Source organism: Streptomyces sp. NPDC052040 (assembly GCF_044548405.1).
In the GTDB taxonomy this organism is placed as follows: Bacteria; Actinomycetota; Actinomycetes; order Streptomycetales; family Streptomycetaceae; genus Streptomyces.
Window position 1 is genome coordinate 136,623 of record NZ_JBIUBV010000005.1, and the last position, 24,070, is coordinate 160,692.

General features: G+C 72.2%; 17 protein-coding genes. 11 read left to right on the plus strand and 6 right to left on the minus strand.

What is annotated here, in order from left to right; genetic code table 11:
• Positions 1-48: 48 nt before the first annotated feature.
• From ACIHAA_RS13350 to ACIHAA_RS13360, 3 genes are all read right to left on the minus strand, one after another.
• Positions 49-1,593 carry an alpha/beta hydrolase gene (locus ACIHAA_RS13350; RefSeq protein WP_399816371.1) on the minus strand — a complete coding sequence of 515 codons (1,545 nt, stop codon included), beginning with the start codon at positions 1,591-1,593 and terminating at the stop codon, positions 49-51.
• Between the two features lie 214 nt (positions 1,594-1,807).
• A complete protein-coding gene (locus ACIHAA_RS13355; RefSeq protein ID WP_399816373.1) occupies positions 1,808-3,352 on the minus strand; it encodes an alpha/beta hydrolase in 1,545 nt (514 codons plus the stop codon).
• 393 nt (positions 3,353-3,745) lie between these two features.
• A complete protein-coding gene (locus ACIHAA_RS13360; RefSeq protein WP_399816374.1) occupies positions 3,746-6,712 on the minus strand; it encodes a lysylphosphatidylglycerol synthase domain-containing protein in 2,967 nt (988 codons plus the stop codon).
• A 186-nt stretch (positions 6,713-6,898) separates the two neighbouring features.
• Between ACIHAA_RS13360 and ACIHAA_RS13365 the strand changes: the two genes are divergently transcribed.
• From ACIHAA_RS13365 to nudC, 6 genes are all read left to right on the plus strand, one after another.
• Positions 6,899-7,264 carry an MGMT family protein gene (locus ACIHAA_RS13365; protein WP_399816376.1) on the plus strand — a complete coding sequence of 122 codons (366 nt, stop codon included), beginning with the start codon at positions 6,899-6,901 and terminating at the stop codon, positions 7,262-7,264.
• 284 nt (positions 7,265-7,548) lie between these two features.
• Positions 7,549-7,704, plus strand: coding sequence for a hypothetical protein (locus tag ACIHAA_RS13370; protein ID WP_399816378.1), 156 nt, complete (start codon positions 7,549-7,551; stop codon positions 7,702-7,704).
• Complete coding sequence (locus tag ACIHAA_RS13375; protein WP_399816380.1) at positions 7,701-11,183, plus strand: ATP-dependent helicase; 3,483 nt, start codon at positions 7,701-7,703, stop codon at positions 11,181-11,183. The genes ACIHAA_RS13370 and ACIHAA_RS13375 overlap by 4 nt, the downstream gene beginning before the upstream one ends.
• A gap of 130 nt (positions 11,184-11,313) precedes the next feature.
• The gene (locus tag ACIHAA_RS13380) at positions 11,314-14,832 is read left to right on the plus strand and encodes a UvrD-helicase domain-containing protein (RefSeq protein WP_399816382.1); all 3,519 of its coding nucleotides are present in this window, start codon (positions 11,314-11,316) and stop codon (positions 14,830-14,832) included.
• A 10-nt stretch (positions 14,833-14,842) separates the two neighbouring features.
• Positions 14,843-16,246, plus strand: coding sequence for a dipeptidase (locus ACIHAA_RS13385; protein ID WP_399816383.1), 1,404 nt, complete (start codon positions 14,843-14,845; stop codon positions 16,244-16,246).
• Positions 16,247-16,429: 183 nt separating this feature from the next.
• A complete protein-coding gene (nudC, locus tag ACIHAA_RS13390; protein ID WP_399816385.1) occupies positions 16,430-17,371 on the plus strand; it encodes an NAD(+) diphosphatase in 942 nt (313 codons plus the stop codon).
• A 128-nt stretch (positions 17,372-17,499) separates the two neighbouring features.
• On the opposite strand, the gene ACIHAA_RS13395 is transcribed toward nudC, so the two are convergent.
• Complete coding sequence (locus ACIHAA_RS13395; protein ID WP_399816387.1) at positions 17,500-17,742, minus strand: mycoredoxin; 243 nt, start codon at positions 17,740-17,742, stop codon at positions 17,500-17,502.
• A gap of 236 nt (positions 17,743-17,978) precedes the next feature.
• Between ACIHAA_RS13395 and ACIHAA_RS13400 the strand changes: the two genes are divergently transcribed.
• The 4 genes from ACIHAA_RS13400 to ACIHAA_RS13415 all read left to right on the plus strand — a co-directional run bounded on the left by ACIHAA_RS13400 (position 17,979) and on the right by ACIHAA_RS13415 (position 21,537).
• The gene (locus ACIHAA_RS13400; RefSeq protein WP_399816389.1) at positions 17,979-20,183 is read left to right on the plus strand and encodes an ATP-dependent DNA helicase UvrD2; all 2,205 of its coding nucleotides are present in this window, start codon (positions 17,979-17,981) and stop codon (positions 20,181-20,183) included.
• Positions 20,184-20,350: 167 nt separating this feature from the next.
• Complete coding sequence (locus tag ACIHAA_RS13405) at positions 20,351-20,671, plus strand: hypothetical protein (protein WP_399816391.1); 321 nt, start codon at positions 20,351-20,353, stop codon at positions 20,669-20,671.
• A gap of 177 nt (positions 20,672-20,848) precedes the next feature.
• Positions 20,849-21,217, plus strand: a complete 369-nt coding sequence (locus ACIHAA_RS13410; protein WP_399816392.1) for a WhiB family transcriptional regulator — start codon at positions 20,849-20,851, stop codon at positions 21,215-21,217.
• Entirely contained in the window at positions 21,214-21,537 is a 324-nt protein-coding gene (locus ACIHAA_RS13415) for a hypothetical protein (protein WP_399816394.1), read from the plus strand. The genes ACIHAA_RS13410 and ACIHAA_RS13415 overlap by 4 nt, the downstream gene beginning before the upstream one ends.
• Before the next feature lie 157 nt (positions 21,538-21,694).
• Here the strand turns inward: ACIHAA_RS13415 and gcvH are convergent, their stop codons facing one another.
• Complete coding sequence (gene gcvH, locus ACIHAA_RS13420; protein ID WP_399816396.1) at positions 21,695-22,075, minus strand: glycine cleavage system protein GcvH; 381 nt, start codon at positions 22,073-22,075, stop codon at positions 21,695-21,697.
• Between the two features lie 196 nt (positions 22,076-22,271).
• On the minus strand, positions 22,272-22,868 hold the full coding sequence (locus ACIHAA_RS13425) for a TetR/AcrR family transcriptional regulator (protein WP_399816398.1): 597 nt from the start codon (positions 22,866-22,868) through the stop codon (positions 22,272-22,274).
• Positions 22,869-23,035: 167 nt separating this feature from the next.
• Between ACIHAA_RS13425 and ACIHAA_RS13430 the strand changes: the two genes are divergently transcribed.
• Entirely contained in the window at positions 23,036-24,001 is a 966-nt protein-coding gene (locus ACIHAA_RS13430) for an alpha/beta hydrolase family protein (RefSeq protein WP_399816400.1), read from the plus strand.
• Positions 24,002-24,070: the final 69 nt, after the last annotated feature.

Genomic DNA, 24,070 nt, shown 5'->3' on the forward strand with positions numbered 1-24,070 from the left:
GCGGACGGCCTTCGTCGTGGAGCGTCCCCGGTGCGTGGTCGGCCGGGGTCAGGGGCAGGTCGTGCCGTCCCTCGGGACCGTGCCGTTGAGGAGATAGGCGTTCACGGTGGTGTCCACGCAGGTGCTGCCGCTGCCGTAGGCGCCGTGGCCCTCGCCCTTCCAGGTCAGTTCGACGCCGACACCCCTGCCGAGTTCGTCGGCCATCCTGCGGGCGCCCTCGTAGGGTGTCGCCGGGTCGCCGGTGTTGCCCACCAGCAGGATCGGTGCGGCTCCCGGTGCGCCGACCTCCGGATGGTCGAACTCCCCGGCCACCGGCCAGTCGTAGCACCAGCCCGCCGTGTCCCAGCCCATGTAGTCGCCGAACACGGGCGAGATCTTCTCGAACTCGGGCAGCAGCGTCCTCACTTCCCCGGGCGTCGGCCGCTGCCGGTCGTCCAGGCACGATATGACCCGTTGTGAGTGCGTCGTCGTGCCGTAGTGCCCCGCGCCGTCCCGGTCGTTGTACTCGTCCGCGAGCCGCAGCAGCTCCGAGCCGTTCCCGCTCTGTGCCGCGGTGAGGGCACCGGTGAGGACGGGCCAGCTCTCCTTGCTGTAGAGCGGGAGGATGATGCCGGTGAGGGCCAGGGTCTGGGTGAGCTTGCGGCCGGACGACGTCGGCAGCGGCTTGGTGTCGATCCGCTTGAGCAGCTCCGCGATCTTCCGGGTGCCCTGGGCCGGGTCCTGGCCCGTCGAGGCGAGGTAGTCGTCGAGGGCGCGCTGGAACCCGCGGGTCTGGTTCATCGCATGGCCCACGCTGTCGGCGGTCGGGTCCACCACGGCGTCCAGCACCATGCGTCCCACGTGCTCCGGGAACAAGTGGGCGTACACACCGCCCAGTTCGGTGCCGTAGGAGATGCCGAAGTAGTGCAGTGAACGGTCGCCGAGGACCTGGCGCATCAGGTCCATGTCCCGCGCCGTGTCGGTCGTCGACACATGGGTGAGGAGCGTGCCCGCCGCCTTCGCGCAGCCCTGGCCGAAGTCGGTGGCGTCGTCGAGATACGCCTTCTCCTCGGCGGCGTCGTCCGGGGTGGCGTCGATGCTCTCGGCCGCCTGGATCTCCTTGTCGCCGCGGCAGCGGACGCCCTCGCTCGCGCCCACTCCGCGCGGGTCCCAGCTCACCAGGTCGTAGCGCTGGTGGAGCGCGGACACCAGGCTCGCGTACGAGGGCATCGTCGCGATCCCGGAGCCGCCCGGCCCGCCGAAGTTGAACAGGAGCGAGCCCTGGCGGTTTCCGCCGGTCGCCCTGGACCGGATCAGCGCGATGCCGATCGTCTCGCCGTCCGGCCTGGACCAGTCCAGGGGTGCCTTCATCGTCGCGCACTGCCAGTCGCCGTCCGCGGCCGCGGCGCTCTTGCAGCCGGTCCAGGTGAGCTTCTGCGCGGTCAGAGACGCGGGCAGGACCGGGGGAGGGGGCTCGCTTCTGGGCGGTGACGCCGTCGTCGCGTCCGTGTGGCCCTTGGCGTCGTCCGTGCCCGCGGAGGACGAACCGCTCCCGCAGCCGGTGATCAGCAGAGCGGCCGCGACCGCGGCCGTCCACCGTACGACACGTGACATGTGCACCCCCCTCACCAGCTCTCCGCCCGGAGCGGCGAAGAGCAGTCAGGCCATCGTAGGGGGAGGGCGCGAACCCCGTAGCCGCCTGTGGAAAACGGTCTGACCTGCACTTTTCCTCCGAACTCCGGGTCGGCCGGGGGCCGGGACCTACGCGTGGGGACCCGGTGGGACCCGGTGGAGGCGGGCTCCCCGTCATGGGGGAGCCCGCCCGGGATCAGGAGCAGACGGTTCCGGCCGCGGGGACCCTGCCGTTCAGCAGGTAGTTGTTCACCTTGGCCTGCACACACGCGTTCTTGCTGTCGTAGGAGCCGTGACCCTGGCCCTTGTAGGTCAGTTCCACGCCGACCCCGGGGCCGAGCGCCTTCACCATCTTCATCGCACCCTCGTACGGGGTCGCCGGGTCACCGGTGTTGCCGACCACCAGGATCGGCGGGGCGCCGGGGGCGCTCACATCCGGGTGGCTGGCCGCTCCGGCCACCGGCCAGCCCGTGCAGCTGAGCATGCCCCAGGCCAGGAAGTCCCCGAACAACGGCGAGGCGGCCCGGAACTGCGGCAGCTTCGCCTTCACCTCGGCGACGGTGTAACGGGGTTTCTCGTCGGCGCAGTTGATCGCCAAATTCGCGGGAACCAGATTGCTGTACTGGCCGTTCTCATTGCGTCCGTTCATTGCGTCCGACAGCGCCATCAGCACCCTGCCGTCGCCCGCGTACGCCTGTTGCAGACCTTGGGTGAGGTAGCTCCAGAAGTCCTTGGAGTACAGGGCCTGCGCGATGCCGTTGGTGGCCGCGGTCTGGGTCAGACGGCGGGGGAAGATGCCGGGCAGCGGCTTCTTGTCCAGGTCTTTCAGCAGTTTCGCGATCCGGTTCTCGACGTCCTTCGGGGTGGTGCCGACCGGGCAGCCCGTGCTCTTGGAGGTGCAGTCCCGTGCGTAGTTGTCCAGTGCGAGCTGGAACCCCTTGGCCTGCCCGAGCGAGGACTGCACCGGGTCCTCCGTCGGGTCGACCACGGCGTCGAGGACGGCCCGGCCCACGTTCCTTGGGAAGAGGTGAGCGTAGACCGCGCCCAGTTCGGTGCCGTAGGAGATGCCGAAGTAGTACAGCTTGGAGTCGCCGAGCACCCGGCGCATCAGATCCATGTCCCGGGCGGCGTCGGTGGTGCGCACATAGGGCAGGAGGCGGCCCGAGTTGGCCCGGCAGGCCTGGTTGAACTGCCGGGTGTTCTTCAGGAAGGCCTGCTGCTCGGCCGCGTTCTCGGGCGTCATGTCCTGCTGGAAGTACGCGTCGAGCTGCTGGTCGTCCTCGCACGTGACGGGCGCGCTGCGGCCGACCCCGCGCGGGTCGAAGCTCACCAGGTCGTAGCGGGTGCGCAGGGTCTCGTAGTCCTGTGCGAAGGCGGGCAGGGTGCTGACGCCCGAGCCGCCCGGGCCGCCGAAGTTGAAGACGAGCGATCCGATCCGCTTGCTCGGGGGACCGCTGGCCTTCACCCGGATCAGCGCGATACCGATGCTGGCTCCGCCCGGGTTGTTCCAGTTCAGGGGCGCCTGCATGGTCGCACACTGCCACCGGCCGCCGTTGGGCAGGGGAGCGGGGGCCGGGCCGCCGCCCTCCGCCTCGGACGGCGCGGGGCAGTCCTTCCAGATCAGCTTCTGACTCGACAGCTCCCCGTCGGCGAAGCGCCCCGCACAGCCCGCCATCAGGGAGGGCAGGACGACGGCGGCGACGGTGACGGCAGCGGTCCGGATGCGGAGTCGGTTGGGCATGTTCCCATCGTGCGGCTGGGCGCGGCGGAGCGCTCGGGGCGTGGGCCCGTGCGGGTGAGCGGCCTGTTCCCACCTCGGTCGTTCGCACGGCCGGTGCGGGGGCGCGGGCACGAGCGCGTGCGCCCGGCGGGGCCGGTCCGTACGCCGGTGGGGGCCACTGGTGGGGCCGTGCGCCGGTGGGGGCGGGGGCCGTGCGCCCGTGGGCGCCGCCGGTGGGGACGGGGGCCGTGCGGCCGGGAGACGTAGGGTCCGTGCGCCGGGCGGTCGCCCCGACTGCCCTCACCTGGACGCCGGTTGGGGCGGGCCGCCCTTGATTCCGCGCCGTCCGGCGGGTAACTCCACAGATGCCCGGTGGGTGGGGCGGCCCGCGTCGCCCCGTCCCTAGCGCCTGCGCTACAGGGCCTGCTTGCGGGTCAGGTGGTTGAAGAACAGCCAGCCCGGCAGCACCGGCAGCCACAGCGTCAGCAGCCGGTACAGCAGCACCGCGGGCGCCGCGACCTCCTTCGGCAGGCCGACGGCGATCAGACCCACCGTGAGGGTGGCCTCGACCGCGCCCACACCGCCGGGCGTCGGGGCGGCCGAACCGAGCGCGTTGCCCGCCAGGAACACGACCGCCACGCTGGCCAGGCTCAGCGTCGTGGGCTCCTCGTGCCCGAAGGCCCGGATCGAGGCGTCCAGGCACATCACGAAGCAGGCGGTCAGCAGCAGCATGCCGCCGATGCCGGTGATCAGCTTCTGCGGCCGCTGGAGCACGTCCAGCATGCGCGGCACGACACCGGCGAACAGCGACCGGACGCGGGTGACCACGAACTTCCGCAGGAACGGCACGGACGTCACCACGAGCACGAGCACCGCCACCGTCAGCAGACCCGCGATGACCGTGCGGGACGGCGACAGGGAGGGGGTCTTCTCGGTGCCGGTCAGATAACCGAACGAAAGCAGCATCAGCACATGGCAGCCGAGCCCGAACAGCTGGGAGGCACCGACGCTCGCCACCGCCAGCCCCGGCCGCACCCCCGCCCGTTGCAGAAAGCGCGTGTTGAGCGCGACACCGCCGACCGCCGCGGGCGCCACGATCTTCACGAACGACCCGGCGACCTGCGCCGCCGTGGTGCGCCAGAACGGCACCCGCTCGGGCACGAAGCCCAGCAGCGCCATCGCGGCCGCGACATAGCTCAGCGCGGAGAAGAACACGGCGGCCGCCACCCAGCCCCACTCGGCGTGGGCGAAGAGCGTGCCGAACTCGATGTGGGTGAGCTGGGTCAGCAGGAAGTACGCGCCGATGGCGCCCGCCATGAAACTGATCAGGGTGCGCGGCCGCACCCGCTCCAGACGGGCCGGCTCGACCGGCGCCTGGGGCCTGATCCGGAGCACCTGATGGCGGATCTGGGTGAGGAGATCCTCCTCGCGTGCCTCGTCCAGCGCCTCGTCGATCGCCCGCTTCTCGGCCCGCTGCTCGGCCCGTACGGACTTCTTGTCGGGCTTCCCTGGGGCGGCACCGGCGGTGTCGCCCGCCTCCGCCGCGCGGGCCAGCTTCGCCTGCCGGGAGGCCTCCAGGACCGCTTCCCGCTCCCGCTCGGCCCGCTCCCTGGCCAGTTTCCGCAGGGTCGCGCGGGTGGAGCGGGTCAACGCGATCGGTTGCAACAGGGGCAGGCAGTCGGCGACGGCGTCCGGGCCGAGCACGGCGACCGCGGAGGCCACCGCCCGCTCGGCGCCGACCCGCAGACCGAGCGTGGCGAGCAGTTGCGCGATGTCCATCCGAAGTACCAGATCACCGGCCGCGATCTCACCGCTGCGCAGATCGGTGAGGACGACGGTGCCGGAACGATCCACCACTACGGCGTCCCCGGCGAGCCTGCGGTGCGCGATGCGCCGCGACTGGAGCGCCCGCACCTGCTGCCAGGTCTCGTGCAGCAGCCCGTCGGTGATCTCCTCGTCGGCCAGCTGGTCCAGGGTGCGGCCGCCGGTGTGCTCGTAGACGAGCATCACCGCGTCGGGGCCCAGCTCGGACGTCGCGATCAGCTTGGGCGCGTTGGCACCGGCCGCGATGGCCGCGTAGGCGAGGAGCGCTTCCTGCTCCAGGGCCTGGCGCAGCGACTGGAGGCTGCGGCGGGTGGTGATCCCGCGCAGCGTCAGGCGCCGCCACACCCGGTAGAAGAAGCCCTGTGCCTGCTGTTCGCGGTCGACGACGGTGACATCGAGGGGCGGGCCGTCCTCCAGGGTGACGAAGTAGCGTCGGCCGCGGTCGCCGTTCTCCGCCGAGTCGGGCATCTCCTCGCGTGCCGCGCTCACCGGGCGGAAGCCCACGGTCCGCAGTCCCGCCATCAGGGTCCGCCCGGTCGGCTGGACGTTCGGCGAGCCGACCGCGTAGAGCGTCCCCGCGGCGACACTCCAGCCGATCAGCACCGTCAGGACGATCGAGAACGGTGTCGTGTAGCCGGTGACCAGCATGGAGAACGCGTCCAGCAGCAGCACCACCCACAGCACGGCGCGCCAGCGCGGTCTGCGGGACATGCCCACCGCGGTCATATAGGCGATGACCGGCGCGAGATAGCCGTGGACCGGGTCGGTCAGGGCATGGATGTCGCCGGGGGAGGGCTGGGTCAGCGCGTCCTGGATCGAGGGCGGCGCGGCCCGGGCGACCCACAGGTCCGTGGCGAGCGTCACCCCGTGGGCGAGCACCGCCGCGAGGACACCGTCGGCGATGCGCAGACCGTCCCGTTTGATCAGCCGTTCGATCGCGAACGCGACCGGCACCAGCAGGATCGCGATGCTCGACGCCAGGCCCGCGATCTTGATCAGCAGGTCGGGGGCCTGTCCGGTGCCCTTATTGATGTCCTGTTCGAGCCCCGAGGTGGTGCCGTGCGCGAACGCGGCGATGGCCAGCAGCACCGCGATCGCGAGGATGCCCACCAGAAGGCGCATCAGGTCGGAGGGACGGTGCACGCGGGCGGGGAGGAGGGGTTCGTCACCCTCCACCTCGTCGTTGGGGGCGTCGGCCTCGTCCTCGGGGGTGGCGGGGCTGTCCTCGGCGTCGTCGTCGGCGTCCTCGACGTGGTCCGCGTCTTCGGCCTTGGCGTGGTCCGGGTCCGTGTCTTCGGCCTCGGCGTGGTCCGGGTCCGCGGTGCGGTCCGCGTCTTCGGTGTGGTCCGGGTCCGCGGCGTGCTCCGCGTCCGTGGGGGGCGTCTGCGGGGTGTCCGCGCGCTGGTCGCTTGCTTCCTGCGCCGGGTCCTGCCCCTGTCCGCTCTGCTTCGCTTGTGCGTCCTCGTCAGTACTGCGGCCCGCGGTGGCGGTGTCCGGGCGTGCCGAACCCGCAGAGGTGCCCTCCGCTCCGTCGGGATGCACACCCTGCTGTTTCATCGTCTCTTCTTGGTCTCGTATCACCGGTCACCGCCCGCACGATGGTGGCATGCTCACCCGACACACGGGGGCATCAGGGTGCAAATGCGGGGGCGCACAGTCTGCCCGAAGCGCCGCGCGGGAGCGAGGGCCGTGCCCGGTCGCCCTCTCCTCACATTGTCGGTGGCGTGGGGCAGGATGGGGCGGATGAGTGAGCGGAGCCTTCCGGCGGATGCCCTGCCGGAGTACGCGGAACGGGTCCTTGACCTGGCCGAACGCATCCCGCCGGGGCATGTCATGACCTACGGGGACGTGGCCGAGTGGCTGGAGGAGGGCGGCCCGCGCCAGGTGGGCCGGGTCATGGCCCACTACGGGGGAGCGGTCCCCTGGTGGCGGGTGGTCCGCGCCGACGGAGTACTCCTCGCGGGGCATGAACTCGACGCCCTCGCCCACTACCGGGAGGAGGGCACCCCCTTGCGGGAGGCGGGCCGCGCGTCCGAGGGCCATCTGCCGCGCCTGGACATGCGGCGGGCGCGGTGGGACGGCGGTGAATGCGCGAAAGGTCACATCTGACAGCTTCCGGCATCGGGGCCCCAGGGCGGGACGCAGTGGTCCGATCGGGCGAACCCCGGCACGTCCGCGACATGCCGTACGTTCGTGCAGTGCGGGACAGACGTGAGGGGAGGGGGGCCCGGCGATTTCGGGTCGCATGTGGGTTCCGGGACTCACATGGCCCACGGGCCTCCCGGGAACAAGGGGAAGCTCCGCTTCCGGGACCTTCCCGGGGACGGCGTCAACCACGCGCACCCCTCTCATACGGCGGCCACCGTCGCCCCCGCCCGGCGGGCCTCCCGCCCGTGGACCGACGACCACCCCCGACGCCCGAACACCTACCCGCGACGCCCGAACGCCACCGCGCGACGACGGCGCCCCGCGGTGCCGACAGCGACCAGCCCGAGCACGGCAAGCCCGAGCACGACGAGCACGACCACCAGGACCGGCGAACCACGTGAGCTCCTCTTCCTCCACCAGGCGCCTGCCGCACCCTCCGGTGCGGCAGGGGAGCCGTGGCGCTTACCGGCTGGTGCATACCCCGCCCGTCCAGGCGGATCCCCCTCGACTGGACGCAACGCAGCGCGCGGTGGTTGACCACCGGGACGGCCCCCTGCTCGTCCTCGCGGGTCCCGGAACCGGCAAGACCACCACCTTGGTGGAGTCCGTCGCCGCCCGCACGGCCCAGGGCACCGACCCGGAACGCATCCTGGTGCTGACGTTCAGCCGCCGGGCCGCCGTCGACCTGCGCGACCGGATGGCGCTGCGCACCGGAGCGGCGCACGCCCCGCAGGCCACCACCTTCCACTCGTTCTGCTACGCCCTGGTCCGCGCCCACCAGGACAGCGACCTCTTCGTCGAGCCGCTGCGACTGCTGTCCGGCCCCGAGCAGGACGTGGCCGTACGGGAGCTGCTCGCCGGACAGCCCGACCTGGAGCGACTGGGCCTCGCCCATGTGCGCTGGCCCGACGAACTGCGTGCCTGCCTCACCACCCGCGGCTTCGCCGACGAGGTGCGCGCCGTGCTGGCCCGCAGCCGCGAGCTGGGCCTCGGCCCGCAGGCCCTGCGGCGCTTCGCCCGTCGCCTCGGCCGCCCCGACTGGGAGGCGGCCTCCGCGTTCCTCGCCGAGTACCTCGACGTCCTCGACCTCCAAGGGGTCATCGACTACGCGGAGCTGGTCCACCGGGCGGTTTTGCTCGCCCGCCGCCCCGAGGTCGCCGAGCGGCTGGCCGCCCGGTACGACGCGGTCTACGTCGACGAGTACCAGGACACCGACCCGGCCCAGGTCCGGCTGCTGCGGGCGCTCGCGGGCGGGGGACGGACCCTGGTGGCCCTCGGCGACCCCGACCAGTCGATCTACGCCTTCCGGGGCGCGGACGTCGGCGGCATCCTGGAGTTCCCGGACACGTTCCCCCGTCGGGACGGCACCCGGGCACCCGTGCGTGTCCTCACCACCTCCCGCCGCTCCGGCGAGACCCTTCTCGCCGCCACCCGGCTGCTCACCCGGCGCATGCCGCTCAGCCGCCTCCCCGCGGACGAGGTGCGCGCCCACCGGGAACTCACCGCCGTACGGGACGGCGGCCGCGTCGAGGTCACCACCTACCCCACCCCCGGCACGGAACTGGACAACATCGCCGACATCCTGCGCCGGGCGCACCTGGAGGACGGCGTCCCCTGGAGCGAGATGGCCGTCCTGGTACGCGCCGGAGGCCGCACCATCCCCGCCGTCCGCCGCACCCTCACGGCCGCCGGGGTCCCCCTCGACATCGACGGCGACGACCTGCCGCTGCGCCACGAACCCGCCGTGGCACCCCTGCTGACAGCACTGCGCGCGGTGGCCCGCGCAGAAGCCGCGTACCCGCGCGGTACGCACGGCGAGGCGCCCCCCGAAGCCGAGGAAGCACCGCAGGGCGAGCCGAACCCCGAATCGCTCGAATCACCGGAATCACCGGAAGTCGAGCACGGCGAGGCGCCCTCCGAAGCCGAGGTGGCCGCGAGCAGCACCGCGCCCCTCGAAGCCGATGAGGAGGCCACGCGCAGCACCGCGCCCCTCGCCTCCTGGCTCGGCACCGAGACCGCGCTCGACCTCCTCGCCTCCCCGCTCGCCGGGATGGACGCCGCCGATCTGCGCCGACTGGGCCGTGCCCTGCGCGAGGAGGAGCGGGCCGCCGGCAACCCCCTGCCCCCGCCCTCCGGCCAACTCCTCGCCCAGGCCCTGGCCGAACCGGAGCGCCTGGTGGCGCACGACCCGGCGTACGCGCGGGGCGCCCAGCGCCTGGGCGCGCTGCTCCGAAAGGCGCGGGAACGCCTCGCGGGCGGCGGCACGGCCGAGGAAGCCCTGTGGGACCTGTGGGACGGCACCCCCTGGCCCAAGCGGCTGGAGAACGCCTCCCGGCGCGGCGGCGCCGCGGGCCGCAACGCCGACCGCGACCTGGACGCCGTATGCGCCCTGTTCGCGACCGCGGCGCGCGCCGAGGAGCGCACCGGCGGCCGGGGCGCCCTCAACTTCCTGGAGGAGATAGAGGCCCAGGACATCGCCGCCGACACACTGACCCGCCGTGCCGTGCGCCCCGACGCCGTACGCCTGATGACCGCGCACCGGTCCAAGGGCCTCCAGTGGCGTCTGGTGGTCGTCGCCGGGGTCCAGGAGGGGCTCTGGCCCGACCTGCGCCGCCGTGGCTCCCTGCTGGAGGCCGACCGCATCGGCCGCGACGGACTCGCCGAACCCCTCACTCCCGGCGCACTGCTGGCGGAGGAACGCCGCCTCTTCTACGTCGCCTGCACCCGCGCCCGCGAACGCCTGATCGTCACCGCGGTGAAGGCCCCCGCCGAGGACGGGGACCAGCCCTCCCGTTTCCTCACCGAACTCGGCGTCGAACCCAGGGATGTCACCGGCCGCCCGCGCCGCCCCCTGTCCGTCGCCGCGCTCGTCGCCGAACTGCGCGCCACCACCGTGGACCCCCAGGCCTCCGACGCCCTCAGAGAGGCCGCCGCCCGTCGGCTGGCCCGGCTCGCCGCGCTCACCGACGACGACGGCCGCCCCCTGGTACCCGCCGCGCACCCCTACCGCTGGTGGGGCATGTGGGACCGGACCGAGAGCACGGTGCCGCTGCGCGACCGCGACCAGCCCGTGGTGCTCTCCGGCAGCGCACTCGACCAGCTCGCGAACACCTGTGCCCTGCAATGGTTCCTGGGGCGGGAGGTGAAGGCCGACACGCCCGCGACCGCCGCCCAGGGCTTCGGCAATGTGGTGCATGTCCTCGCCGACGAGGTCGCCTCCGGACGCACCCCCGCCGACCTGGACGTCCTGATGGAGCGCCTGGACTCGGTGTGGAACGCGCTCGCCTTCGACGCACCCTGGAAGTCCGCCCAGGAGAAGGACAACGCGCGCGCCGCCCTCGAACGCTTTCTGGCCTGGCATGTCGACTCGGGCGGCGCACGCGCCGGGCGCACTCCGGTGGCCAGCGAGCACGACTTCGACGTCACCCTCGGGGCAGGCGACTACCAGGTGCGCATCCGCGGCTCCATGGACCGGGTGGAGCGGGACGGCGAGGGCCGCGCCTACGTCGTCGACTTCAAGACCGGCAAACAGGTGCCCAGCGCCGCCGAGGTGGCCCGCCACCCGCAGCTCGCCGTCTACCAGCTGGCCGTGCGCGAGGGCGCCGTGGACGACGCCTTCGACGGGGACCGGCCCGAACCGGGCGGCGCCGAACTCGTCCAGCTGAGGCACGGCGCCGTCAAGAAGGACGGCGGCGACACCCTGCCCAAGGTGCAGGCCCAGGAGCCCCCGGACGGGCAGTGGATCGGCGAACTGCTGGCCACCGCTGCGGGCAAGGTCCTCGACGAACGGTTCTCCCCGGCCACCGGCCAGCACTGCACGCACTGCGCCTTCCGCGCCTCGTGCAGCGCCCGCCCCGAGGGCCGCCCCGTCGTGGAGTGAGCGCGACAGCACCATGGCGGTGGGCACCTGCCCCCACCGGCCCCCATGTGCCACCGGCCTCCCCGCGTGCCACCGGCCCGGCAGCCCCGCCCCGCACCCGTTGTCAGTGCCCCCCGCTAGCCTCTCCGACATGCCCGCCCGTATCAGTGACCCCGAGCAGCTCAAGGAGCTGCTCGGCATCCCCTTCACCCCGGAGCAGACGGCCTGCATCACCGCGCCGCCCGCCCCGCAGGTGATCGTGGCCGGAGCCGGATCGGGCAAGACCACCGTCATGGCGGCCCGGGTGGTCTGGCTGGTCGGCACCGGGCAGGTCGCACCCGAACAGGTCCTCGGCCTGACCTTCACCAACAAGGCGGCCGGCGAACTCGCCGAGCGCGTCCGCACCGCCCTGATCAGGGCGGGCGTCACCGACCCGGACGTGATCGACCCCGACAATCCGCCCGGCGAACCGGTGATCTCCACCTACCACGCCTTCGCGGGCCGCCTGCTGACCGACCACGGCCTGCGCATCGGCCTCGAACCGACGTCCCGGCTGCTCGCCGACGCCACCCGCTACCAGCTCGCCGCACGGGTGCTGCGCGAGGCCCCCGGCCCCTACCCGGCCCTCACCCGCTCCTTCCCCGACCTCGTCAGCGACCTCCTCACCCTCGACTCCGAGCTGTCCGAGCATCTCGTCGGACCGGAGGAGCTGCGCGCCCACGACGCCGAGCTGCTCGACACCCTGAAGACCGTCCGGCTCACCAACGCCGACCTGCGCAAGGTCCCCGAGACCGCCGCCGCCCGCCGGGACCTGGCCGAGCTGGTCGGGCGCTACCGCGCGGCCAAACGCGAGCGCGACCTCCTCGACTTCGGCGACCAGATCGGCCTGTCGGCGGCCCTCGCCCGACTCCCCGAGGTCGGCCGCGCCCTGCGCGACACCTACCGTGTCGTCCTGCTCGACGAGTACCAGGACACCTCGGTGGCGCAGCGCGTCCTGCTCGCCGGACTCTTCGGCGGCGGCACCGGCCACCCCGTGACCGCCGTCGGCGACCCCTGCCAGGCGATCTACGGCTGGCGCGGCGCATCGGTCGCCAACCTCGACGACTTCCCCGAACACTTCCCGGCCGCCGACGGCCGCCCCGCCACCCGCCAGGCCCTCAGCGAGAACCGCCGCAGCGGCGGCCGCCTTCTCGACCTCGCCAACGGCCTCGCCGAGCCGCTGCGCGCCATGCACGCGGGCGTGGAGGCCCTCCGCCCCGCACCCGGCGCCGAACGCGACGGGCAGGTCCGCTGCGCCCTGCTGCGCACCCACGCCGAGGAGATCGACTGGCTCGCCGACTCCCTCGCCCACCTGGTACGCACCGGCACCCCGCCCGGCGAGATCGCGGTCCTGTGCCGCACCGCGACCGACTTCGCCACCCTCCAGGGCGCCCTGGTCTCCCGCGACATCCCGGTCGAGGTCGTGGGCCTGTCAGGGCTGCTGCACCTGCCCGAGGTCGCCGACCTCGTCGCGGTCTGCGAAGTCCTCCAGGACCCCGGCGCCAACGCCTCCCTGGTCCGCCTCCTCACCGGCCCCCGCTGGCGCATCGGCCCCCGCGACCTCGCCCTGCTGGGCCGCCGGGCCCGGCGGCTGGTGGCCACCGCGCGCGCGGGAGCCGACGACGACCCGGACCGGCGGCTCGCCGCCGCCGTCGAAGGCGTCGACCCCGCCGAGGTGATCTCGCTCGCCGACGCCCTCGACACTTTCCTCGAACTGCCGATCGACGCGACCCACGAGCACGACGGGCTGCCGTTCTCACCCGACGCGCGCGTACGGTTCGCCCGCCTCGCCACCGAACTGCGCGAACTGCGGCGCTCCCTCGCCGACCCGCTGATGGACGTACTGCACCGGGTGCTCGCCGTCACCGGCCTGGAGGTCGAACTGTCCGCCTCCCCCCACGCGCTGGCCGCCCGCCGCCGCGAGACCCTGTCGAACTTCCTGGACGTCGCCGCGTCCTTCGCCGCCAACGACCCGGACGCCTCCCTGCTGGCCTTCCTCGGCTTTCTGCGCACCGCCGCCCAGTACGAGAAAGGCCTCGACAACGCCCTGCCCGGCGGCGAGAACACCGTCAAGGTCCTCACCGCACACAAGTCCAAGGGCCTGGAGTGGGACGTGGTCGCCGTCCCCGGACTGGTCACCGGCACCTTCCCCAGCGGCCAGGGCCGCGAGAAGTGGACCGCCCAGGGCAAGGTCCTGCCCCACGCCCTGCGCGGCGACGCCGACACCCTGCCCGACGTCGCCTCCTGGGACTCCCGGGGCCTCAAGGCCTTCCACGAGGCCATGAAGGAGCACCAGCACACCGAGGAGCTGCGCCTCGGCTACGTCACCTTCACCCGCCCCCGCTCCCTGCTGCTCGGCTCCGGCCACTGGTGGGGCCCCGCGCAGAAACGCCCCCGCGGGCCCTCCCCCTTCCTTCAGGCCCTCCACGACCACTGCGCCGCCGGACACGGCGAGATCGAGGCCTGGGCCGACGAGCCCGCCGAGGACGAGGAGAACCCTGCCCTGGCCGAGGCCGCCGCCGACCACGCCTGGCCCCTGCCGCTCGACGAGGCCGCCCTCACCCGCCGACGGGCCGCCGCCCGCACCGTCCTGGCCCACCTGGACCAGGCCGTCCCACCCCTCGGCACCCCCACTGCCACCCTCCACGGGCCCTCCGCCCCCCAAGGACCCCTCGCCCACGACGACCCGGAGTGGCCGCCCCCACCGGAGGACGACGACCTCTACGCACCGGAGGACGACGACCTCTACGGACCGGACCGGGACGGCCCCCCCGAAACCGTCCCCCACCCCCGCCGCCCCCCAGCCGACGCCACACCGGGCCACGACACACCGGGCCACGACGCACCGGCCCCCGCCACCCCCACCGACGAGGCTTCCGCACTCACCCCGGAAGAGGCCCGCGCCGCCGCCTCCTGGGACCGCGACCTGGACGCGCTCACCGGGGAACTGCTGCGCGCCCGCACCCCCGTCACCGACGTACCCCTGCCGCCGTCCCTGACCGCCACCCAGGTGCTGCGGCTGGCCGCCGACCCCGACGGGCTCGCACAGGAACTCGCACGCCCCATGCCGCGCCCCCCGCAACCCGCGGCACGCCGAGGCATCCGCTTCCACGCCTGGGTCGAAGCACGCTTCGAGAAACTGCGCCTGCCCCTGCTGGAACCCGAAGAACTGCCCGGCAGCGAGACCGACCCCGCCGCGATCGCCGAGATCACCGACGAAGCCGACCTGGAAGCCCTCAAGGACGCCTTCGAACGCACCCCCTACGCCCACCGCACGCCCCACCGCGCCGAGGTGCCCTTCCAGCTCGCCCTCGCCGGACGCGTCATCCGCGGCCGTATCGACGCCGTCTACCGCACCACCGACGGCGACCGGACCTCGTACGAGATCGTCGACTGGAAGACCGGCCGCACCCGCAGCGGCGACCCCCTCCAGCTCGCCCTGTACCGGCTCGCCTGGGCCGAACAGCGGAACATACCCGTGGAAGACGTCACCGCCGTGTTCCTCTACGTCCGCAGCGGCGAGGTCGTCCGCCCCGAGAACCTCCCGGACCGCGCCGCACTGGAACGGCTGCTGCTCGGCGGCACCTCCCACGAGGAACCGGCCGACCAGGATGTCCGCGCGGGCCGATAGGCTCGTGAGCATGAGCGAGACCCCGGACAGCGCCGTCCGCACGTACATCGACAGCCACCGCGCCGCCTTCCTCGACGACCTCACGGAATGGCTGCGCATCCCGTCGGTGTCCGCCCAGCCCGAACACACGGCGGACGTGCACCGCAGCGCCGAATGGCTCGCCGCCAAGCTCCGCGACACCGGCTTCCCCACCGTCGAGGTCTGGCCCACCGACGGCGCCCCCGCCGTCTACGCCGCATGGCCCGCCGACGACCCGCAGGCACCCACCGTCCTCGTCTACGGCCACCACGACGTGCAGCCCGCCGCCCGCGAGGACGGCTGGGACAGCGACCCCTTCGAACCGGTGATCCGCGACGGCCGCCTCTACGCACGCGGCGCCGCCGACGACAAGGGCCAGGTGTTCTTCCACACACTCGGCGTCCGCGCCCACCTCGCCGCCACCGGCCGCACCGCGCCCGCCGTCCACCTCAAACTCCTCGTCGAGGGCGAGGAGGAATCCGGCTCCCCCCACTTCCGCGCCCTCGTCGAACAGCACGCCGACCGGCTCGCCGCCGACGCCGTGATCGTCTCCGACACCGGCATGTGGTCCGCCGACACCCCCACCGTGTGCACGGGCATGCGCGGCCTCGCCGAATGCGAGATCGTCCTGCACGGGCCCGACCAGGACATCCACTCCGGTTCCTTCGGCGGCGCCGTCCCCAACCCCGCCACCGCCGTCGCCCGCCTGGTCGCCGACCTCCACGACGAGCAGGGACGCGTGGCGATACCCGGCTTCCACGACGGCATCACCGAACTCACCGACCGCGAACGCGCCCTCTTCGCCGAACTCCCCTTCGACGAGGACCAGTGGCTGCGCACCGCCCGGTCCACCGCCGCCCACGGCGAGGCGGGCTACACCACCCTGGAACGGGTCTGGGCGCGCCCCACCGCCGAGGTCAACGGCATCGGCGGCGGCTACCAGGGCCCCGGCAGCAAGACGATCATCCCGTCCTCGGCCATGGTCAAGCTCTCCTTCCGGCTCGTCGCCGGACAGGACCTCGACGGCATCGAGAAGGCCGTCCGCGCCTGGACCGCCGACCGGCTGCCCGCCGGGATCCGGCACGAGATCACCTTCAGCGCCGGCACCCGCCCCTGCCTCACGCCCCTCGACCACCCCGCCCTGCAATCCGTCGCGCGCGCCATGGGCCGCGCCTTCGGGCAGCCCGTCCGCTTCACCCGCGAGGGCGGCTCGGGACCGGCGGCCGACCTCCAGGACGTCCTCGGCGCACCCGTCCTGTTCCTCGGCATCTCCATCCCCTCCGACGGCTGGCACGCCCCCAACGAGAAGGTCGAGCTGGACCTGCTCGTCAAGGGCGTGGAGACCGCCGCACACCTCTGGGGCGACCTCGGGGAGAACTGGCGAGATGCCCGCTGACGCCCCCGCGGCCCGCCCCTCCGGCCGCACGTCCGGCGAGGCACGGCACCCCCGTGGGGCACGGCACACTGGAAGGACCGCCCCGCGCGCCCAGTCCCCGCCGGATCCGGCCCCGCCCCGGCCGACCGTCCCCATGAACCGCCCGCCTCGACAACCGTTCCACCGGGGGAGTTGGAAGCAACCGTGACCACCTGGACCGACCACACCGCCGACCGGCCCATCTCGCTCACCGCCCCGAGCGGCATCGACCGGGCCGCCCACCACCGGCTCGACGAAGCATGGCTCGCCGCGGCATGGAGCCACCCCACCACCCGATGCTTCGTGGTCTCCGGCGGCCAGGTCCTCATCGACGAGACGCCCGACGGCCGGACCGAACTCGTCATGACCCCCTCCTTCGAGGCACCCCTCACCGAGGCCCACCGCTACTTCCTCGGCACCGACGAGGACGGCGTCAGCTACTTCGCACTCCAGAAGGACGCCCTCCCCGGCCGCATGGACCAGTCGGCCCGCCCGGCCGGTCTGCGCGAGGCCGGACTGCTGCTGTCCCGCCGCGACGCCGGACTGATGGTCCACGCCGTCGCCCTGGAGAACTGGCAGCGCCTGCACCGCTTCTGCTCCCGCTGCGGCGAACGCACCGTCATCGCCGCCGCCGGACACATCCGCCGCTGCCCCGCCTGCGGCGCCGAGCACTACCCGCGCACCGACCCCGCGGTGATCATGGCCGTCATCGACGACCAGGACCGCATCCTCCTCGGCCGCCAGGTCCACTGGCCCGAGGGCCGCTTCTCCACCCTCGCCGGTTTCGTCGAACCCGGCGAGTCCATCGAACAGTCCGTGCGCCGCGAGGTCTCCGAAGAAGTGGGCGTCACCGTCGGCGAGGTCCAGTACATCGCCAGCCAGCCCTGGCCGTTCCCCTCCAGTCTGATGCTCGGCTTCCTCGCCCACGCCACCACCACCGGCATCACCGTCGACGGCGACGAGATCCACGAGGCCCGCTGGTTCTCCCGCGAGGAACTGCGCGCCGCCTTCGACTCCGGTGAGGTACTTCCCCCCTACGGCATCTCCATCGCCGCCCGCCTCATCGAACTCTGGTACGGCAAGCCCCTCCCCACCCGGAGCGTGTGAGCCGTCACACACCCGGGCCCAGCTCGAAGAGCACCGCACAGTGAGAGGGGCGGCCCCGGAATCATCTTCCGGGGCCGCCCCTCTTACTGCGCGGCTTCTGCTGCTCCTGTGCGGGACAGTGCCCTGCCTCAGACGCCGATCTTCTGCTTCACCTGCGCCAGCGACGGGTTCGTCAGCGTCGAACCGTCCGGGAACAGCACGGTCGGCACCGTCTGGTTTCCGCCATTCGCCTTCTCCACGAACGCCGCGGACTGCGGGTCCTGCTCGATGTTGATCTCTTCGTACGTGATGCCCTCACGGTCCATCTGGCTCTTCAGCCGACGGCAGTAGCCACACCACGTGGTGCTGTACATCGTCACAGTGCCCGGCATGTCTGTCGCGCTCCTTCTCGGCTCGGGATGCGTGCTCTGCGTGCTCGCTCACCGAAGAACGTACGTGAACTTTCCACCATTCCCGCCGCCCACTCCCCACCCCGCCGGGGAGCGCCGGGGACAGCCCGCCCCGCAGCCGTACCACCCGGACCGCCCGCCCCGCATTCGTACGACCGCAGCCGCCCCCCTGTGGACAACCACCGCACCCGCCTCCCCGGACCTGGCAGCATGGCGGGGTGACAGCAGCAACGCACTCCACCCTCTTCCCGCAGGTTCCGGACTCGGCCGACGCGGTGCTCGAAGGGCTCGACCCCGAGCAGCGGGCCGTGGCCACCGCCCTGCACGGCCCGGTGTGCGTCCTGGCCGGAGCCGGCACCGGCAAGACCCGGGCCATCACCCACCGCATCGCCTACGGAGTCCGCGCCGGCATCCTCCAGCCGTCCAGCGTGCTCGCCGTCACCTTCACCAACCGCGCCGCCGGCGAGATGCGCGGCCGCCTCCGCCAGCTCGGCGCCACCGGAGTCCAGGCCCGCACCTTCCACTCCGCCGCCCTCCGCCAGCTCCAGTACTTCTGGCCGAAAGCCGTCGGTGGCGGCCTCCCCCGCATCGTCGACCGGAAGATCCAGATCGTCGCCGACGCGGCCGCCGCCTGCCGCATCCGCCTCGACCGCAACGAACTACGGGACGCGACCGCCGAAATCGAGTGGTCCAAGGTCACCCAGACCGTCCCCGCCGACTACGCCGCCGCAGCCGCCACAGCCGGCCGCGAAGCCCCCCGCGACCCCGCCGAGATCGCCCAGCTCTACGCCGCCTACGAGGACCTCAAACGCGAACGCGCCGTCATCGACTTCGAGGACGTCCTCCTCCTCACCGTCGGCATCCTCCAGGACCGCCACGACATCGCCGACGAGATCCGCGCCCAGTACCAGCACTTCGTCGTCGACGAATACCAGGACGTCAGCCCCCTCCAGCAGCGCCTGCTCGAACTGTGGCTCGGCAACCGCGACAGCCTGTGCGTCGTCGGCGACGCCAGCCAGACCATCTACTCCTTCACCGGCGCCACCCCCGACCACCTCCTCGACTTCCGCACCCGCCACCCCCGGGCCACCGTCGTCAAACTCGTCCGCGACTACCGCTCCACCCCCCAGATCGTCCACCTCGCCAACGGCCTCCTCGCCCAGGCACACGGCCGCGCCGCGGACCACCGCCTCGAACTCGTCTCCCAGCGCGACCCCGGACCCCACCCCGTCCACACCGAATACACCGACGAGCCCGCCGAAGCCGAAGGCGCCACCCGCCGCATCCGCGACCTCCTCGCCGCCGGCACACCCGCCTCGGACATCGCGATCCTCTTCCGCACCAACTCCCAGTCCGAGATCTACGAACAGGCCCTCGCCGACGCCGGAATCCCCTACCAGCTCCGCGGCGCCGAACGCTTCTTCGACCGCCCCGAGGTCCGCAAGGCAGGCATCGCCCTCCGCGGCGCCGCCCGCTTCGGAGCCAACGACTCCCTCCTCGACGACGTCGTCGACCTGCCCTCCCAGGTCCGCGCCGTCCTCTCCGGAGAAGGCTGGACCCCCACACCCCCCGCGGGCTCCGGCGCCGTCAGAGAACGATGGGAATCCCTCGCCGCCCTCGTCAACCTCGCCCGGGACTTCGCCGCGGCCCACCCCCACGCCACCCTCGCCGACCTCGTCGCGGAACTCGACGAACGCGCCGGCGCCCAGCACGCCCCCACCGTGCAGGGCATCACCCTCGCCTCCCTGCACTCCGCCAAGGGCCTGGAATGGGACGCCGTCTTCCTCGTCGGCCTCACCGAGGGCATGATGCCGATCACCTACGCCCGAACCGACGAGCAGATCGAAGAAGAACGCCGCCTGCTCTACGTCGGCGTCACCCGCGCCCGGGAACACCTCCACCTCTCCTGGTCCCTGTCCCGCACCCCCGGCGGCCGCCCCGGCCGCCGCCCCAGCCGCTTCCTCGACGGACTGCGCCCCGGCTCCTCCGCCACCGTCGGCCGCACCCCGTCCGGCGGAACCGGCACCGGCGGCATCGAACGAGGCCCCGGCGCCCCGGCTTCCACCGGCACCCCTCGCCGCACCAGCAGAACCCCCGCCCGCTGCCGGGTCTGCGGACGCACCCTGTCCGACCCCGGCGAGATGAAACTGATGCGCTGCGACGACTGCCCCTCCGACATGGACGAAGGCCTCTACGAAAGGCTTCACGCATGGCGGACCGAGCAGGCCCGGCGCAGCGGCCAGCCCGCGTTCTGCGTCTTCACCGACAGAACCCTGATCGCCATCGCCGAAACCGCCCCAGACGACGAGGGAGAACTCGCCCGCATCCCCGGCGTCGGAGTCCGCAAGCTCCACCGCTACGGCACCGACGTTCTCGCCATCTGCGCAGGTGGAGATGGACAGGAAGAGCACCACGACGACTGATGCCAACTCGTCGAAAAAATAGTTTGCGCATGCCCCAGCAATCCCCATAGGTTCTTAGCCACGGGGACGGCGGCCTTCTCGGAGGCCGCGAAACCGTGCTGTACTTGTGTATCCGCCGGACCGGGCTCACCCCCGGTCCACCGAGACGCCGAGAGGAGGCGATTGAAGTGATCAGCATTAAGACCAGCCCCACCTGCACCGCCACAATGACCGATCTCTCGGTCGTCTCCACGTGCATGCTCGGCGCCCTGGACCTGGGCACCGGTCTGTCCGGCATTCGTGCCGGTCGCCCGGAATCCTCCCTGTCCCTCGCGGTTCTTCCCGTCCGCGAGCGCAATGAGCGACCGACCAAGGCACTGGAAGCAGTAGTGGCACAGGCAGATGCCTATGCCTTTGCGGCAGCCGGTGCCGGATTCCGGAAGCAGACGACGCAGCACCACCAGATGTGGGCCTTCCGCGGGCCAGAACCCTGGAGTGATCCAGCCTGATCGACGATCAGGCCGGCGCCTTCAGGGCCGCGGAACCCCATCCGGGATCCGCGGCCCTTCTGTTTGCCCTCAACGGGGCACAACAGGCCGAAGGGGCCTCGGGACAAGAAAAGAACCCGGTACCAAGCCGCCACCCGGCCCCACAGGGCCGGAACGACCAGACGAGGAAAACGACCCGTGCAACTCGAAGCGCACGCCCCGTCCGTACCGCCTTCCGAAACACTCCCCCCGCCCGGCCTCACGAAGGACTCCACCTTGACCCCCCTCACCGCGCTCACCGCGCTCGACGACGCCATCGAGAACCTCGGCGTACCCGTCCCCTGCCGCTCCTACGACCCGGAAGTCTTCTTCGCCGAGTCCCCGGCCGACGTGGAGTACGCCAAGTCCCTCTGCCGCACCTGCCCGCTGATCGAGGCCTGCCTCGCCGGCGCCCAGGAACGGCGTGAGCCCTGGGGCGTCTGGGGCGGCGAACTCTTCGTCCAGGGCGTCGTCGTCGCCCGGAAGCGTCCGCGCGGCCGCCCGCGCAAGAACCCGGTCATGGCATGAACACCACCGGAACAATCGACCGCCCCCTCACGCACGACCCCAAGAAGCAGGCCCCGATGAAGCCGTCCACCAGCGAGCCCGCAGGTTCCGCGATCCCAGACGCCACCCCCACCGGCGCGAACGCCTCGCGCCAGAACAGGACCCGTGAGATGCAACTCATCCCAGAAGCCCTGGCACGCGCGCATATGCGCGACAGGCTGCACGAAGCCGAGCGGGAACGCCCGGCCCTGCACCTGGCGACGGCCCGCCGGATGCAGCGCAAGGCCGAACGCGCCTCGCTGCGCGCCAGGCGCGCGCTCGCCATCGCCGTCATGCAGTAGCAGCCGTCCGTCGACGACGGGGGACAACCACGAGGGGGCCGATCCCAAGGGATCGGCCCCCGCAGTGCGTTCTGTGCCACACATCACACCGGCCGGAATATCGTCAGTAAAGGCCGGGGCACAGCGCCCGAAGGCTCACCTCCGGCGACCTTGATTCTCAGTCGATGAGCTTGCTGTAGGCCGAGGCGTCCAGAAGGCCGTCGATCTGGGCGCCGTTCGCCAGCTTGATCTTGAAGAGCCAGGATTCATAGGCGTCGCTGTTCACCTCGTCGGGCTCGTCGACCACGTCCGCATTGATCGCGACGACCTCGCCGGAGACCGGGCTGAAGATGTCGGACGCCGCCTTCACGGACTCCACGACGCCCACCGCCTCCCCGGTCTGCACCCGACTGCCGACCTTGGGCAGCTCAAGGAAGACGATGTCCCCGAGTGTCCTCTGCGCGTGATCGGTGAGGCCGACGGTCACCGTGCCGTCGCCGTCCTTGCGGATCCACTCGTGCTCGTCGGTGTACTTGAGGTCGGTCGGAACATTCGACATGCCGCTCTCCCTTCACGTCTGACGCTGCGTAGACCACTGGTCGCAGATGATCACCACGCAGTCTGCTGCATCACGGCCCGCACGGACCCGGATTCGGGCGGCGCCACGCGTCATTGGCCTGGTGTGCGAGTGAGGCGGCGGTTGCTCGCATCGTGGCAGCCGGGGAGGGGCCGGGGTGCGGGAGGACCCACCGGCATCAGGGCGTCTGAGACCCCCGGAGTCCCTGGAGGAGGAGGGCGATGAGGCGCCGGGGGTCGTAGCGGGGGTCCTTGTCGCGTCCGATGCAGAGGTTGCCGATGCCGCGCATCAACTCGTACGGCTGTATGCCGGGCGTGATGTCACCGGCCTCGACCGCGGCGTCGACCAGTTGGGTGCAGACGGGCGACAGGCGGTCCAGGAAGTAGGCGTGCAGCGCGGCGAAGCGGTCGTTGTCGGACTGGAGGGCGTCGGCGAGTCCGTGCTTGGTGACCAGGAAGTCTACAAAGAGGTCGATCCACTGGCACAGTGCATCGAACGGGGAATCGGCACTGGCCAGGAGGCGCGGACCCGCCTCGGCGCATGCCTCGATCTGGTGGCGGTAGACCGCGGTGATCAGATCCGCCCGGGTCGGGAAGTGGCGATAGATCGTGGCCATCCCGACGCCCGCCCGGGTGGAGATCTGGCGGATCGGCGCATCGACCCCTGCGGTGACGAACACTTCGGCGGCGGCGGTGAGCACCGCCTGCCGGTTGCGCTGGGCATCGGCCCGCTTGCCCCGGGATGGCGGCTCCTCGGCGGGACTCGCGCTGCCCATCACGTGATCCTTCCAGGTCGATTGACAAAGCGGAGCAATGCTCCGGATACTAAATGGAGCGCCGCTCCGCTTCAGGTTATCCGAAGCGGGGTGCTTCTGCCCTCCCTGCCCGCGGCCAGTCGCCGAAGACCGCAAACGGCAGGCGCCACCGAAGGGAACCCACCACCGTGACCACACCCACCACCCCCGGAACCAACGACCAGGGCACGCCCGTCCCGGTCCTCTCCTACAGCCCCGTAGTCCTCCCCGTGCCGGGACGCCCCGTAGACCTCCAGGTGCGCGTCTCCGCACCCGCCACCGGAACCAACCTCCCCGTCATCCTCCTCTCCCACGGCCACGGCCCCTCGAACAACCTCTCCTCGCTCAACGGCTACGCACCCCTCGCCAACTCCTGGGCCGCCCACGGATTCGTCGTCCTCCAGCCCACCCACCTCACCTCCCGCACACTCGCCCACCTCGTCGCCGACGCACCCGGCGCACCCCACTTCTGGCGCTCCCGCGCCGAAGACATGACCCACATCCTCGACCGGCTCGACGTAATCGAACGCACCGTGCCGCAACTCGCCGGACGAATCGACCACACCAAGATCACCCTCGCCGGTCACTCACTCGGCGGCTTCACCGCCGCCCTCCTGCTGGGCGCCGGGCTCAACGACACCAGTACCGGAAACACGGAGTACCTCCTCGAACCCCGGATCAAGGCAGGCGTCCTGCTCGCCGCGCCCGGCAGGGGAGGCGAAACCCTCAACGGACCCATGGCCGCGCAGTGGTCGGTCATCGGAGCCGTCGACTTCTCCACCATGACCACACCCGCACTGGTCGTCGCAGGCGACAAGGACGACTCCCGGCACTTCACCGACATGGGACCGGACTGGCATGCCGACCCCTACACCCTCGCCCCCGGCCCCAAGACCCTGCTCACCCTGTTCGACGCGGAACACGGACTCGGCGGCATCGCCGGATACGACGCCGCCGAGACGACCGACGAGAACCCCGAACGCGTCGCCGCCCTCGCCCGCCTCACCGCCGCCTACCTCCACACCCAGCTGCACCCCGGCACCCCCGCATGGCGGACCGCATGCGAGGAACTGACCGGTGGCTCCGACCCGGTCGGACGAGTGGAGAGCAAGTAGGCCCTCCATGGCCCGGGGACCCGGCCCCGGCCTCCGACGGCACTCTGATGGGCGAGGCGGGGAGGTGGG